Annotated in this window: 15 protein-coding genes, 1 tRNA gene and 1 pseudogene; 10 read left to right on the top strand and 7 right to left on the bottom strand. The window is 40.5% G+C overall.

Features of this window, described 5'->3' with window-relative positions:
* The first annotated feature begins 409 nt into the window (after nucleotides 1-409).
* Entirely contained in the window at nucleotides 410-2,065 is a 1,656-nt protein-coding gene (locus IQ259_RS25445) for an alpha-D-glucose phosphate-specific phosphoglucomutase (RefSeq protein WP_193888780.1), read from the top strand.
* A 360-nt stretch (nucleotides 2,066-2,425) separates the two neighbouring features.
* Here the strand turns inward: IQ259_RS25445 and IQ259_RS25440 are convergent.
* Nucleotides 2,426-2,498 (bottom strand) — tRNA-Val (locus tag IQ259_RS25440).
* Nucleotides 2,499-2,590: 92 nt separating this feature from the next.
* Here IQ259_RS25440 and IQ259_RS25435 point away from each other — a divergent pair.
* From IQ259_RS25435 to IQ259_RS25420, 4 genes are all read left to right on the top strand, one after another.
* Nucleotides 2,591-3,196 carry a metal-binding protein gene (locus IQ259_RS25435; RefSeq protein ID WP_193888779.1) on the top strand — a complete coding sequence of 202 codons (606 nt, stop codon included), beginning with the start codon at nucleotides 2,591-2,593 and terminating at the stop codon, nucleotides 3,194-3,196.
* A 175-nt stretch (nucleotides 3,197-3,371) separates the two neighbouring features.
* Entirely contained in the window at nucleotides 3,372-4,064 is a 693-nt protein-coding gene (locus tag IQ259_RS25430; protein ID WP_193888778.1) for a GerMN domain-containing protein, read from the top strand.
* Nucleotides 4,065-4,379: 315 nt separating this feature from the next.
* The gene (locus IQ259_RS25425; protein WP_193888777.1) at nucleotides 4,380-4,547 is read left to right on the top strand and encodes a hypothetical protein; all 168 of its coding nucleotides are present in this window, start codon (nucleotides 4,380-4,382) and stop codon (nucleotides 4,545-4,547) included.
* A 50-nt stretch (nucleotides 4,548-4,597) separates the two neighbouring features.
* Entirely contained in the window at nucleotides 4,598-4,993 is a 396-nt protein-coding gene (locus IQ259_RS25420) for a beta-lactamase hydrolase domain-containing protein (RefSeq protein ID WP_193888776.1), read from the top strand.
* Nucleotides 4,994-5,045: 52 nt separating this feature from the next.
* On the opposite strand, the gene pcrA is transcribed toward IQ259_RS25420, so the two are convergent.
* The 4 genes from pcrA to IQ259_RS25400 all read right to left on the bottom strand — a co-directional run bounded on the left by pcrA (nucleotide 5,046) and on the right by IQ259_RS25400 (nucleotide 9,488).
* The gene (gene pcrA / locus IQ259_RS25415) at nucleotides 5,046-7,370 is read right to left on the bottom strand and encodes a DNA helicase PcrA (protein WP_193888783.1); all 2,325 of its coding nucleotides are present in this window, start codon (nucleotides 7,368-7,370) and stop codon (nucleotides 5,046-5,048) included.
* Nucleotides 7,371-7,502: 132 nt separating this feature from the next.
* On the bottom strand, nucleotides 7,503-8,405 hold the full coding sequence (locus IQ259_RS25410) for an MBL fold metallo-hydrolase (RefSeq protein ID WP_193888775.1): 903 nt from the start codon (nucleotides 8,403-8,405) through the stop codon (nucleotides 7,503-7,505).
* A gap of 11 nt (nucleotides 8,406-8,416) precedes the next feature.
* Nucleotides 8,417-8,800 (bottom strand): aspartate 1-decarboxylase, encoded by a 384-nt coding sequence (panD, locus tag IQ259_RS25405; RefSeq protein WP_193888774.1) that lies wholly within the window; start codon nucleotides 8,798-8,800, stop codon nucleotides 8,417-8,419.
* Nucleotides 8,801-8,978: 178 nt separating this feature from the next.
* A complete protein-coding gene (locus tag IQ259_RS25400) occupies nucleotides 8,979-9,488 on the bottom strand; it encodes an inorganic diphosphatase (RefSeq protein WP_193888773.1) in 510 nt (169 codons plus the stop codon).
* 240 nt (nucleotides 9,489-9,728) lie between these two features.
* On the opposite strand from IQ259_RS25400, the gene IQ259_RS25395 reads away from it, so the two are divergent.
* The 5 genes from IQ259_RS25395 to IQ259_RS25375 all read left to right on the top strand — a co-directional run bounded on the left by IQ259_RS25395 (nucleotide 9,729) and on the right by IQ259_RS25375 (nucleotide 12,300).
* Nucleotides 9,729-10,028: a type II toxin-antitoxin system HigB family toxin gene (locus IQ259_RS25395; protein ID WP_193888772.1), complete on the top strand. Its 300-nt coding sequence runs from the start codon at nucleotides 9,729-9,731 to the stop codon at nucleotides 10,026-10,028.
* On the top strand, nucleotides 10,012-10,410 hold the full coding sequence (locus IQ259_RS25390) for a type II toxin-antitoxin system HigA family antitoxin (RefSeq protein WP_193888771.1): 399 nt from the start codon (nucleotides 10,012-10,014) through the stop codon (nucleotides 10,408-10,410). Before IQ259_RS25395 ends, IQ259_RS25390 begins: the two co-directional genes overlap by 17 nt.
* 250 nt (nucleotides 10,411-10,660) lie before the next feature.
* A complete protein-coding gene (gene psb34, locus IQ259_RS25385) occupies nucleotides 10,661-10,831 on the top strand; it encodes a photosystem II assembly protein Psb34 (protein ID WP_193888770.1) in 171 nt (56 codons plus the stop codon).
* Nucleotides 10,832-11,266: 435 nt separating this feature from the next.
* The gene (locus IQ259_RS25380) at nucleotides 11,267-11,866 is read left to right on the top strand and encodes a tRNA isopentenyl-2-thiomethyl-A-37 hydroxylase MiaE (RefSeq protein ID WP_193888782.1); all 600 of its coding nucleotides are present in this window, start codon (nucleotides 11,267-11,269) and stop codon (nucleotides 11,864-11,866) included.
* A gap of 26 nt (nucleotides 11,867-11,892) precedes the next feature.
* Complete coding sequence (locus IQ259_RS25375) at nucleotides 11,893-12,300, top strand: VOC family protein (RefSeq protein WP_193888781.1); 408 nt, start codon at nucleotides 11,893-11,895, stop codon at nucleotides 12,298-12,300.
* Nucleotides 12,301-12,341: 41 nt separating this feature from the next.
* Here IQ259_RS25375 and IQ259_RS25370 read toward each other — a convergent pair.
* A pseudogene (locus IQ259_RS25370) lies at nucleotides 12,342-12,464 on the bottom strand (element excision factor XisI family protein); the annotation flags it as partial.
* Between the two features lie 181 nt (nucleotides 12,465-12,645).
* The coding region (locus IQ259_RS25365; RefSeq protein ID WP_339383828.1) for a transposase at nucleotides 12,646-12,968 on the bottom strand (323 nt) is incomplete at its 5' end.

The following is a 12,968-nucleotide window of genomic DNA, read 5'->3' as shown; positions in this document are numbered from 1 at the left end:
GCCCCCTTGCTCCTTTTCTCCCTTGGTTGTTCGCGTAGCGTCCCGTAGGGAAGCCCCACCCCTTGTGGGTGGTTTTTCTCCCCTGCTCCCTGCTCCCCTGCTTTTTTCACTTAGATTAATCTTGATTTAACCTAAAAATAAAATATTTTTGCAAAAATGTTTCTAGTAAAATATTTTCTTATATTAAGAATACCCAAATATTAAATAGTACTGATATTTTATTAGATAGAAATCAAAATCGAGAATTGGCCATACTCATAACTATCAAACTAAATTTAAATGTTATCTACTAAATTATAAATCTATTTTTTATTAGCTTATTCACTCAGAGTCAACAACCATCGCAACGTTATTATCTTATGTGGCTTCCTTGTTTGGGAGTCTGAAACTAACCAGCCGAAAAGGAAAAATGAGTTCTTTAAATATCTCAACGAATATTCGTACACTTTCCACTACCCCCTTTACAGATCAAAAGCCCGGCACCTCTGGGCTGCGGAAAGCGGTAAGTATTTTTCAACAACCTCACTACCTAGAAAATTTCACCCAATCTATCTTCGACACAGTAGAAGGTTTACAAGGACAAACTTTAGTTTTGGGCGGTGATGGTCGTTACTACAATCGTCAAGCCATTCAAATTATCTTAAAGATGGCTGCGGCTAACGGTGTGAGTAGAATTAAGGTGGGTCAGGGAGGAATTTTGTCCACTCCTGCCGTATCTTGTATCATTCGCAAGTATCAAGCTCTTGGTGGTATTATTTTGTCTGCCAGCCATAACCCCGGTGGTATAAAGGGTGATTTTGGTATTAAATACAATACCAGTAACGGCGGGCCTGCGTCGGAAAAAGTGACAGAGGATATTTACGCCCGCAGCAAAGTAATTGAGCAATACCAAATCCTAGATGCACCAGATGTAGATATAGAAACTTTGGGTGAATCTCGACTGGGAGAAATGATTGTCGAAATCATTGACTCCGTGCAGGATTATGAAGAATTAATGGAGTCCTTATTTGATTTTGCTCGCATTCGCCAACTCTTAACGTCTGGTAACTTCCGGCTGTGTATAGATTCACTTCATGCAGTGACTGGCCCCTATGCCCATGCTTTGTTCGAGCATCAATTGGGCGCACCTTCAGGAAGCGTGCGTAACAGTACACCTTTGGAAGACTTTGGCGGCGGACATCCTGACCCGAATTTGGTGTATGCTCACGAACTAGTGGATATTCTTTATGGAGAAAATGCCCCGGATTTCGGTGCAGCTTCCGATGGAGATGGCGATCGCAACATGATTTTAGGGCGCAAGTTTTTCGTTACACCCAGCGATAGCCTGGCAATTTTAGCTGCCAATGCCAAGCTAGTTCCAGGATACCAGGCGGGTATAGCAGGAGTAGCAAGGTCTATGCCCACTAGTCAAGCAGTAGACCGAGTAGCAGCACGGCTGGGAATTGACTGCTATGAAACACCTACCGGTTGGAAGTTTTTTGGCAATTTATTAGATGCAAGTAAAGTTACTCTCTGTGGAGAAGAAAGCTTTGGCACTGGCTCCAACCATATTCGAGAAAAGGACGGACTTTGGGCAGTACTATTTTGGCTGAATATTCTGGCAGTACGCCAAAAATCTGTAGAAGAGATTGTCCTCGAACACTGGCAGACTTACGGACGCAACTACTATTCTCGCCACGATTATGAAGAAGTAGATGCCGAGCCAGCCAATGCCTTGATAGAGCAACTGCGATCGCAAATACCAAATCTGAAAGGAAAGCAGTTTGGTAAGTATGAGGTTGAGTATAGCGATGACTTTAGCTACACTGACCCAGTTGATAGCAGCATTAGTCTAAAGCAAGGTATTAGGATTGGATTTACTGATGGCTCTCGCATTGTCTTCCGTCTATCTGGTACTGGTACTCACGGAGCAACTTTGCGAGTTTATCTAGAATCTTACGAACCGGATACTGCTAAACAAAACCTCGATACCCAGCAAGCACTAGCAGATTTGATTGCGATCGCTGATGAAATTGCTCAAATTCGTACTTTCACAGGTAGAGAACAGCCAACTGTCATTACCTGATGAATATAACAGTAAAGGTCAAATGACATTTCATCGAAAGTTTCAGCTTTGAACTCTAAAAATAAGCTTTAGTAGTGCGCCACGCAGAGTTTGTGTGGTGCACCACTAGTTTTAGGGTTTCTTTAACTCAGTTGTGACTTTATATGTCTTCAATCAAGTTGAGTTCACGATCGCATTCTTCCTGTATTACGCTAGATATTGACTGGTTTTATAACCTTGGCAGGATGATTGAGAAACTTTTAAGCTTTAAACGCTGGACGCACTAATCTTGCTGCCCTTTACTGGAAGCATAAGCTTGCCATTACGTCCAAATTATGTGTTAAGTCACAAAAGCCGCTGTAATAGCGGCTTTCAATAATATGGGCAGTACCAGACTCGAACTGATGACATCCTGCTTGTAAGGCAGGCGCTCTACCAACTGAGCTAACCGCCCGTTAACTTCACTAACAAACAATATAGCAAAATTTTTTTAATCGCGCTAGTATTTTTGAGAAAAAATTCTTAAGTATTTTTGAGAACCTTTAAATGCCTTCTGGTCGAACGCACGATCGCATTACTCTGTGGACTTTGCCATTTGTGGCGGGTGTGACTTTCTGGCAGACTCGCAGTAGCAATGTGACGTTGCTGGTGGCTGGCGGGTTTATGTTTGGTGGTCTGATGTTTGGCCCCGACTTAGATATCTACTCTCGTCAATACCAACGCTGGGGCTTCTTGCGCTGGATTTGGCTACCTTATCAAAAAAGTCTCCGTCATCGTTCTTTCTTATCGCACGGGCCGATTATTGGTACGACGTTGCGGGTGATTTACCTTTCCTGTTTGCTGGCGATCGCGTCCTTTATCTCTTTGGTAATTGTCGAAAAGCTGGGGAATACCGCATTTAATTGGCAAGATTTGGGTAAAAATGTTGAGCGATCGCTTGTTGGTTACGGTACAGAATGTCTTGCCTTATTTATCGGTTTAGAAATTGGTGCAATGAGTCATTCTCTCAGCGATTGGGGCGGTTCCGCATACAAGCGCGTACAAAAAAAAGGGATTCACGGTTTAATTGGTACTAGCAAAGCCAAGAAACGCAAAGTTTCAAGTAGCAGTCCTCGGACTAAACCCAAACCCAGCAGAAAACCCAAGTTGTAACACTGTTGCTTTCCTTCACAAGTTCCTCAAATTGTTCTCTTAAATTGAAAGTGTCAGTAAAAAGAGCGATCGCTAACCTTTATGGCTTGACTCAATTTCACACTGGTTAAGACAAGACTTCAGCACAAATCGGTCTGATGTTTGTTTCCATTCACCAGATTTACAGGAGTCCGTTATGAAAACGCAACGCAACTATCCAGTATATCGAGAAGCGATCGCTGCTTTTGCACTACTTACATTGGGGGTATCTGGAGGAATTGCTTGGTGGACTTGGCAAACAACCAAGCCAACATCTGTAAATCAGCAAACTTCATCTACACAGGTGAATAATTTGCCAAATTATTCACTTCCAGAAACAACTCTTCCGCCATTAGTTGTTCCTCAAAAAGTAGAGGCAATTACACCTAAATCTACACCAGAAGTCCTACAACTAGAGCCAAAAACTTATTGGTTAAAAGTTGATCATAACCATATTCACTTAGTTCCTCAGCCTGTAACTTTAACAGCAGGATTAACATTAGAAGAGGCTTTAAAAGTAGCATTTACTAATCTATTGAATAATCCTAAAACTGCTGATTTAAACACAACCATTCCCTCTGGGACAAAATTACTAAGTCTACGTGTTACTCAAGCAGGAATTTATGTAAACCTATCGCCAGAATTTAGTCAAGGTGGTGGTAGTACTTCAATGGCTTATCGCGTAGCACAGGTCATCTATACTGCTACTAGTATTGATCCAAAAGCTAAGGTTTTCATCTCGGTTGCAGGCGAACCAATTGATACAGATCATCCTCTTGGTGGTGAAGGACTAATTTTGCGACAACCAATAACACGGCCGCAATTTGTAGAAGATTTTTCGATTTCTTGATTTTTCTGTTGGGGGTTACTTCTGATCAATATCTCAAAATGCACTACCATGTCTAAAAATCATAATTATTTACTAAAAAATTGTGCTGTTTTATGGCATTTCATTATTCAGCCAATTTTTCATCAAGCAACATTGTTAAACCCTTTTAAGTTTTGGCATGTTTATCAATTACGAGAGAGATTAGAAAAAAGCTGGGATTATGACGCAATTACCTTATTAGAGAGATGCTTACAGATAAAAAATGAAGCTAAATAAATTTATTGTTTAGCCGCAGATTAAGTTTTTAACAACAAAAATAAATCAGGAGAATAATTTATGTCTATTTCAAAAATACTGAAGTCAATTATAAATGGAGCAACCCAAGTAATCACTTATATCTTAGGTGCAGTCAAGAGAATTTTTAGCCCTAGAGATGATAACTACCCAGCCTCAGGAGTTCAACCTTTTGAAGGCGATATTGCTGATGATAAACATAAGTATTAAGGTGAATGGGCGGCTAAATAAATCGCCCATACTAAAGTAAGGCGGCAAAAATGATTACTGTTAGGAAAATTAATGATGAGTTAGCGATCGCAGGACAAATTACAGTAGATCAGCTAAAACACTTGGCTGATAATGGTTATAAGTCTGTACTCAACCTGCGATCGCCAGATGAAAAAAGCTCACTGGATGACGAACAAGAAAAAGTTGAGTTGTTAGGATTGCAGTACATTAATTTTCCGACAAACCTTGAAGAAATTGACCATCAAGCTGCACTCGATGTTTTTGAAATTATCAATCAACTACCTAAACCTACTTTAATTCATTGTGATAATTCCATCCGTTCAGCAGCAATCGTACTTTTATATATTTCTACTAAACAAGGAATTACTTTTGAAAAAGCACTTCAACAAACTATAAATTTAGGGTTAATTTCTTCCGATGTTTAAAAAATATCCTCGTTAATAATCAATATTTTATATCACAATTATTTTTGCTCGTTCAATCTACTTTTTGTAACTGTGCTACTCTAGGGTCAATAATTTTCTGCCCTAAACTAGCAAATTTAATCGCCACAGATATTTTATTTCCTGCACCGAAAACATGAGTTATTTCACCAATTCCAAAGGTTTTGTGTAGCACTTTGTCACCAACTTGCCAATTTTGAGATCCTTCTTGCTGTCCGCGATTTGTTGCAGCAGTTTTGGTATAAGTTTGATGAACTTTACTTTGGCTAGTTAATAATTCTGCGGGTAACTCATCGAGAAATTGCGATCGCATTGCGGGTTCTCGTGAACCATATAAACGGCGTTCGCGGGCGTGTGATAAATGCAACCGTTCTTGGGCGCGGGTAATTCCCACATAACACAAACGGCGTTCTTCTTCTAAAGATGCAGGATCATTCATTGAACGGTAATTCGGGAATAATCCCTGTTCTAACCCCACCAAAAATACTACGGGAAACTCCAACCCTTTAGAAGCGTGCAAAGTCATCAACGAAACCGCAGTCTGTCCTTCTTTTAAGTTATCTAAATCAGAACTGAGGGCGGTACTTTGCAAAAAAGCTGTCAACGAAACATCCTCATTTTCTTCTTGAAATTGCAGAACGGCGTTATAAAGTTCCTGGACGTTTTGGATTCTGTCTTCCGCTTCATCTGTACCTTGATTGTGCAAGTCTTTGACATAGTTAGATTCTTCTAACAAACCCATGACAATTTCGGAAACTGGAACCGTTGCGACTTGTTCTTGATAGCGGCTAATCATTTGAGCAAAACCATTTACCGATTTTGCAGAACGCCCGGCTAATGTATTCACGGATGTTTCATCGCTGAGAATTTCCCACAAGCTGACACCTAATTGCTGAGAGGCGTTAATCAAGTTATCAATGGTGGCTTTGCCAATTCCTCGGCGGGGAGTGTTGATGACTCGCAATAAACTGACTGTATCAGATGGGTTAGCGATCGCTCTTAAATAAGCTATAACATCTTTAATTTCTTTGCGGTCATAAAATTTCATCCCACCCACAACTGTGTAGGGAATTTGATTTCTGACTAACAGTTCTTCAAATGGGCGAGATTGGGCATTTGTCCGATAAAGAATCGCAAAACTACCCCAATTTAATTCTGGATGTTGCTGTTCTAAAGTCCGAATTTGCCGAATCACAAAATCTGCTTCTGCAAGTTCATCATCAGCTTTGTGACAATGTATTTGTTCGCCGCTTCCCCGCGTTGGTTTGAGAACTTTATCAATTCTTTGGGTATTATTTTCAATCAGTTCGTTAGCCGCTTGTAAAATATTTTCACAAGAGCGATAGTTTTCCTCTAACTTCACCATTGTGCGGGTATCTTCATCAGGCAAACCATCACCGAAATCGTTCTGAAATTCCAGTAGAATGGTAAAATCTGCCATCCGAAAGCTGTATATTGACTGATCTGCATCACCTACAACAAATGCTGAACGATTCTGCCAATTCCATTTACTCTTTCTATCTTCGCCATTTGTAACTAACAGCCGAATCAAATCATATTGAGTGCGGTTAGTATCTTGATATTCATCGACCAAAATATGACAAAATTTGCGATGCCAGTAACCTAAAACGTGCTCGTTTTGCTGAAATAATTTCGTAGGAACAAGAATTAAATCATCAAAGTCGAGAGCATTGTTTTGTGCTAATTTATCTTGATAGGAACTGTAGACTTGAGCAATTACCCGTCCACGATAATTGGGTTGTTCTTGTTCAAACTCTTGGGGTGATAAACCTTGGTTTTTAGCGTTGCTAATAGCGTAGCGGACAGAACGAGATTCAAATTTTTTATCGTCGAGGTTTAATTGTTTGGTGACAATTTCTTTAACTAAAGCTTGGGCATCAGATTCGTCGAAAATAGAAAAATTTCGATTCCATTTCCGTCCTTTTTCGTCTTGATATTTTTCTATATCAAAGCGCAAAATCCGCGAAAATAAACTGTGGAAAGTACCACACCACAAATCTTTAATAGTTGTGCGGTAAACTTGCGATCGCAGCTTTGTTTGTTCGTGGTCTGCTAACAACTCAAATCGCTTACCGTGTTGAGTAATTGCCAATTCTTCGGCGAACAGCTTTTGAATCCGTTCTTTCATTTCCCGTGCGGCTTTGTTTGTGAAAGTTACCGCCAGGATATTTTCAGGATTAACACGGTGTTTGAGAATTAGGTTAGCAATGCGATAAGTCAGCGCTCGTGTTTTACCGGAACCAGCGCCAGCAACAACTAACAACGGGCCACAGTAGTGTTCTACGGCTTGACGTTGGCTGGGGTTAAGGTGACTGAGAAAGTCAATCGTTGTAGTCATGGCTGTGAGGTGTGCGGGTGAGTCGCTGCTAGTCATATGGTATTTTAACAGCGTCGCCCCTCAGGTTTTTACTAACAGCGATCGCATAATGACCAGAAGATTGCTGTAGTCATATAAATTAATTTATGTAAATTACTTGCCAACTGATAACACCAGACCTTCAAAGGCTAGTAAGGCTTGCGGAAAGACCGATTGAACATCGGCTTGAACTTGGTCGAGAAAATCATCATCGTCGTCTGGATGATGATGGGAAATGACTAACTTTTGCACTTCAGCACTTTGGGCTAATTTTACAGCCGCTTGCCAGTCTAAATCAGATGATTCGTGGTTGTTGGCTGTTGGAGGAACATAAGTGGCGTTGGCAATTAGCAAATCAACACCTTTCACAATCTGTAATATCTGCTCTTGATCGACAGGATCAGCACTTTTGGTCAAATCCGTGAGGTAAGCAACACTTTTGTTCTGCCAAGAAATACAGTAGCCAACAGAACGCTGAGTTTGATTGATTAATCCTACAGAAATCGTGACCTCATCTAACTTCACATCATTACCAGGAGTCAAATGGTAAAACTGCAACTCTGACTGCATTACCTGTAAAGGGTAGGGAAAGTGCGGCTGGAGCATCTGATCGCCCAAACATTGTTTAATAGAGGCACTATTAGAAGCAGCCGAACCGTAAATGTGAAAGCGGTTTTCTGGGATAAATGCTGGTGCAAAAAAGGGAAACCCCTGAATGCGATTAGATTGGGAGTTAGTAAAAAATAAATATGCTTCTATAGGCTGTTGCAGCAGCCGCAAGTTTTTCCCCAGGGTACGCAAGCCAGTACCCCCATCAAAAATCAAGCGTTTGTCTGCTAGTTGCATTTCTACACAAGCCGTATTGCCCCCATAGCGGTTAGTATGACTACCTGGGGTAGCAATCAAACCCCTAACACCCCAAAATTTCACAAAAAATTCACCGACAGAACTACTTGGGGACGTAGTTGCGATTTCAGTTACGGAGCCTTGGGAATCCGACGGCGCAAAATTTGACATTTTTTTGAAAATTAGACCTTACTGAGCAGGTCATCGTAGTGCCGCACTTCTAATAGTCGGTTTTTTTCGTCCACAATGACTACCGTAGGAGAGTAATTTTTTAACTCTTCCGAAGAGAACTGCCCGTAAGCCATTATAATCAAGCGATCGCCTACAATGCCTAGACGTGCCGCCGCCCCATTTAACTCAATCATTCCCGAATGGGCTGGAGCCGTAATTGCATAAGTAATGAAGCGCTCACCATTAGCAATATTCACTACTTGCACTTGCTCATAGGGTAAGATGCCAGCTTTTTCTAACAACATTTCATCGATGCTAATACTTCCTACATAGTTAATATTCGCCCCGGTGAGGGTGCAGTTGTGAATTTTTGCCAAAAGGACTGTACGCTGCATTTTATTTTTAGGTTTTTGTGGCCAGGTTTACAATCTGCAATTAACAAATTTTTTATTTTTGTGATTGCCTGACTCTAGTGAGTAGGTTTTTGAACAGTTTACTCCAGGGTAACTAAAAATGAGGAGTTGAGAGTTAAGAATAAATACTCATAACTCTTAACTCCTAACTCAGTGATGATTATTTAGCAGCTTTGATGCACTGTTCTACTAAAGATGCAACTTTACCAACATCCTGCCAACCGAGAATTTCCGTTACTTTCTTTTCCAAATTTTTGTAAGTGCGGAAAAATTCAGCAATTTCATCTAAGCGGTGTGGTGCTACGTCATTGAGAGATTTGACGTGGGTATAGCGTGGATCTTTGTCTGGTACACAAAGAATTTTTTCATCGCGATCGCCACCATCGATCATCTCTAACATGCCTATCGGTCGCGCTGCAATGACACAGCCTGGAAAGGTTGGCTCGTCGATAATGACCATACCATCAAGTGGGTCGCCATCATCAGCTAAAGTATTCGGCACAAAGCCGTAATCATATGGATATCTGACCGAAGAATAAAGCACTCGGTCTAGGGCAAATGCTTCCAATTCTTTGTCATACTCGTATTTATTCTTACTCCCGCCTGGGATTTCAATCAGAACGTTAATAATACCCGGTTTTGGTTGAGCAGAAATACGGGATAAGTCCACAACAAAACTCCTCGGCTAACGGTGAATTGGGGATGCACTCTGTTTAGTTCCCCGTGTAGAATTTTATGGCCAAGATGCACTTCTTCCCAAAGTATTCTGCTCAACTACCCAGAGTTTGACTCCAAGGTCTTATCGTGGCATCAGAAACATAAGATATTGACATTAAGCTCTCAAAATGAGAGATTTATAATATAGTTGATTGTTATTGACAAATAAATATGACAAACAACTTAAATATAAATGCATCTAATTTCGATTCGTCAACTTCGTTCTGATACAGATCAGTTTCCTGATGTCAAAAAGCAAATAGATGATTGGTATGCAACTGTTAAGAAAGCAGATTGGCAGAGTTTAGAAGATGTTCGGAGAATTTATCGAGATGCAGAAGCGGTTGGAAATTTTACTGTTTTCAATATTAAAGGTAATAATTATCGCTTGATTGTCGGTATCGACTACGAAAATCAGGTTGTTTACTATAAATATTTTCTAACACACGCTGAATACGATAAAGATAAATGGAAAAATGATCCTTACTTTTGACCAAAGTGCCTATCGCAATTTATTAGCTGAAGTAGTTCCTACTGCCATCGATACAGAAGAAGAGTACGAACGTATATTGAATTTAGTAGAACAGCTAACTTTTAAGAAGAATCGCACAAACGAGGAACAAGCTTTATACAAGTTGCTAGTAATATTAATCGAAGCGTATGAGACAGAGAATTATCCAATGGATCAATCTTCTCCTCATGAAATTTTGCAACACATTATGGAAGCCAGTGGAACCCGTCAAGCAGATTTAGTAGGAATTATCGGCTCAAGTGGTGTGGTATCTGAAATTGTGAATGGTAAGCGCTCGATTAGCAAGGCGCAGGCAAAAGCCCTTGGTGAATATTTCAAGGTGTCGCCTAGTCTATTTATTTGATGCTTGCCAATACTATCCTCTTTGTCACACAAGCGCAATTGACATCCCCAATCTACCGGGGGTGATTTTTTTGGCAATCAGGCTCAAAAACTGCGATCGCATTTTTCCATACATCAGCTTTGCTTGAATCTTCATCACTGATAAGTCAACTTAATAAGAGCTATAAAACTTTTTTTGTCAAGTCCTGTTGACTTTTTGTAACAATATTGTTAAATTTGTTTACATAAGTTAACAAGCAAGGAAAAAAACTATGTATACAACTGTTAATGAAGACGGAATTCTCAATAACTATGCAACTGAACCCCAAATCTATTACGCTGAGTACCCAACAATTTGGGAACAACGCCAATATGTTTTACAAGGTGCAGTTGCAACTGTATTTGTTACTGCTCTAGTTTTGTTTGCTTTTGCAGTTAGCTAAGATTTTTTGACTTCGGTATCGGATCTCCCATCGACATTTGGATTTTTCCTTTTACCTCGGTTAGTTTTACCGGGGTTTTTTGTTGCTTTTAGGCGAATAGAGAGTTTATGAACTAGGAAAAATTGTGTGGGCTGATACAGTAATTTATCGATGGCTATTATAGGCTTTATGAACCCTTTACTTTTACCCTTATGGCGGAAGTATCCGCTAAAAAAGCACCAAAGCAATAGATAATTACTCCTCATAAAGTAGGGTTGATAAACATCAACCAAATTACTTATGTAACAACGCAGGAAAATTGCTACGCTTTGGTGATTTACTTATTTTGGTCATTTCCCTGCCTCTTCAGCGATCGCCCATAGCGTCTCTTCACCCATTACAATCAATTTGCTGGGATACTCAGCAAGATTGCAATTTATTAAGTTTCGTCAGCCTGTGTTTACTTCTGTGTTAACGACTATCAACGCCCTGAAGCAACCCACCTCTGATGGTTGGGTAGAGCAAGCGATCGCAAATTTAGATATTATTTTGCTAGATCATTCCCACTGCGAACGCAAAGCTGCGGGGGTGGCGTTAAATTTTATGTTTCGCTATCCTTCCAATACCAAAATGGTCAGGGAATTAACTGCGATCGCTCGTGAAGAATTAGAACACTTTGAACTCGTCAACCAGTGGCTAGAACGCCGCAACATACCCCTTGCACCTCTCTCACCGCCTCCCTACGGTGCAGGTTTAAAAACGGCTGTCCGTCCCAACGAACCTGATCGCTTTTTAGATTCCTTACTCGTCACCGGGTTAATTGAAGCCCGCAGTCACGAACGCCTGGGACTTTTAGCAATACATTGTCCTGAGCCGGAATTAGCTAAGTTTTATAAAAGCTTAATGGCATCGGAAGCACGCCACTTTGGTACATACTGGGTTTTAGCAGATACTTATTTTGACCGCGAAATAGTCCAGCAACGGCTTGATGAATTAGCAATTGTCGAAAGCGGTCTGCTGATAAACTTACATCCAGAGCCGAGAATTCATAGTTAATATATTCACTAATAAACATAATAGTTATCATGCTTCAGTTAACACATATCAGGCTGCTAGTAACCAACTACATAGATTGTTTTCTGTTCTACCGTGACGTGCTGGGCTTTGGGATTGATTGGGGCGATGAAAATAGCGGCTATGCTGAGTTGCACACTGGAGATAACCTTAAGCTGGCTTTATTTAGAAAAGATTTGATGGCTGAAGCAATCCCCAGTGCTTATCTACCTTCGGCTTTAGATTGTCAAAATAAAATGGCTTTGATTTTTGCAGTCGATAACGTGGATGAAGTCTACGAACGACTCAAAGAACGTAATATTGTGGTTGTCACACAACCTTTAGATCGTCCAATATGGGGACTCCGCACCGCCCATTTTCGTGATCCCGACGGCAATTTGATTGAAATTTTCAGCAATCTAGGAACGGTAAATTGAAATTAACCTCTTCTCATTTATACTCAGCACTTGGTACTTAGCTACGGTTGACCCACAGCGAACTCAGTAAATTGTCGTTTAAAAGGAGAATGAAAAGCCAAGACAATATCTTGTTTAGGTACACCTCGGTGAGTCAGTTCATAGGCAATACCTCCTTCAGTACCCAATACTTCTCGGTTAAGAATTAAGCAGTATTGAGAATCAAAAAAGTGAGTGGTTGACGTTTAGTACCCGCTCCTGAGTGGATTGGAATTCTCGCTGGAAACTTAGAACGAGGTTTTTTGACTACTCTGGGATTTGTTCTACCCTGTCTTGGAGGGATTTTTTGCTCCAAGATTTCCAGAATCAGCTTGGAGAAAAAAAGGGTAGTTGCTCACTATTAGCATCTTGAAAATCAGAAATAGCCCGTCGAATGACTTTGAGAGTACCAGTAAAACCTAAGCGTAAAGGAGATATGGAAGCAGCAGTCGCGGCTTGAAACATTAAAGTGCGAACTGCATAATGGCTGAGAAGCCAACCGTAGATTTCTTGAACAACTTCACGGGGTTTGAGAGAACGAATGGGAGTTTTACGCCCATTTAGATGAGTTTTTAACTCATCAATAGTATTTTCGATTTCCCAACGTTGATGATACTCTGTGGCTAACAACAATGCAGGAAATAAAGCAA

This window comes from Fortiea sp. LEGE XX443 (genome assembly GCF_015206815.1).
GTDB lineage: Bacteria > Cyanobacteriota > Cyanobacteriia > Cyanobacteriales > Nostocaceae > Nostoc_B.
The sequence above is the reverse complement of the archived record's forward strand: the minus strand, read 5'-3'. Positions and strand labels throughout refer to the sequence as shown.

Excerpts from the sequence above, each read along its gene's own strand:
- IQ259_RS25445 (WP_193888780.1), top strand. The coding sequence starts at position 410 with ATGAGTTCTTTAAATATCTCAACGAATATTCGTACACTTTCCACTACC.
- IQ259_RS25435 (WP_193888779.1), top strand. The coding sequence starts at position 2,591 with ATGCCTTCTGGTCGAACGCACGATCGCATTACTCTGTGGACTTTGCCA.
- IQ259_RS25430 (WP_193888778.1), top strand. The coding sequence starts at position 3,372 with ATGAAAACGCAACGCAACTATCCAGTATATCGAGAAGCGATCGCTGCT.
- IQ259_RS25425 (WP_193888777.1), top strand. The coding sequence starts at position 4,380 with ATGTCTATTTCAAAAATACTGAAGTCAATTATAAATGGAGCAACCCAA.
- IQ259_RS25420 (WP_193888776.1), top strand. The coding sequence starts at position 4,598 with ATGATTACTGTTAGGAAAATTAATGATGAGTTAGCGATCGCAGGACAA.
- pcrA (WP_193888783.1), bottom strand. The coding sequence starts at position 7,370 with ATGACTACAACGATTGACTTTCTCAGTCACCTTAACCCCAGCCAACGT.
- IQ259_RS25410 (WP_193888775.1), bottom strand. The coding sequence starts at position 8,405 with ATGTCAAATTTTGCGCCGTCGGATTCCCAAGGCTCCGTAACTGAAATC.
- panD (WP_193888774.1), bottom strand. The coding sequence starts at position 8,800 with ATGCAGCGTACAGTCCTTTTGGCAAAAATTCACAACTGCACCCTCACC.
- IQ259_RS25395 (WP_193888772.1), top strand. The coding sequence starts at position 9,729 with ATGCATCTAATTTCGATTCGTCAACTTCGTTCTGATACAGATCAGTTT.
- IQ259_RS25390 (WP_193888771.1), top strand. The coding sequence starts at position 10,012 with ATGATCCTTACTTTTGACCAAAGTGCCTATCGCAATTTATTAGCTGAA.
- psb34 (WP_193888770.1), top strand. The coding sequence starts at position 10,661 with ATGTATACAACTGTTAATGAAGACGGAATTCTCAATAACTATGCAACT.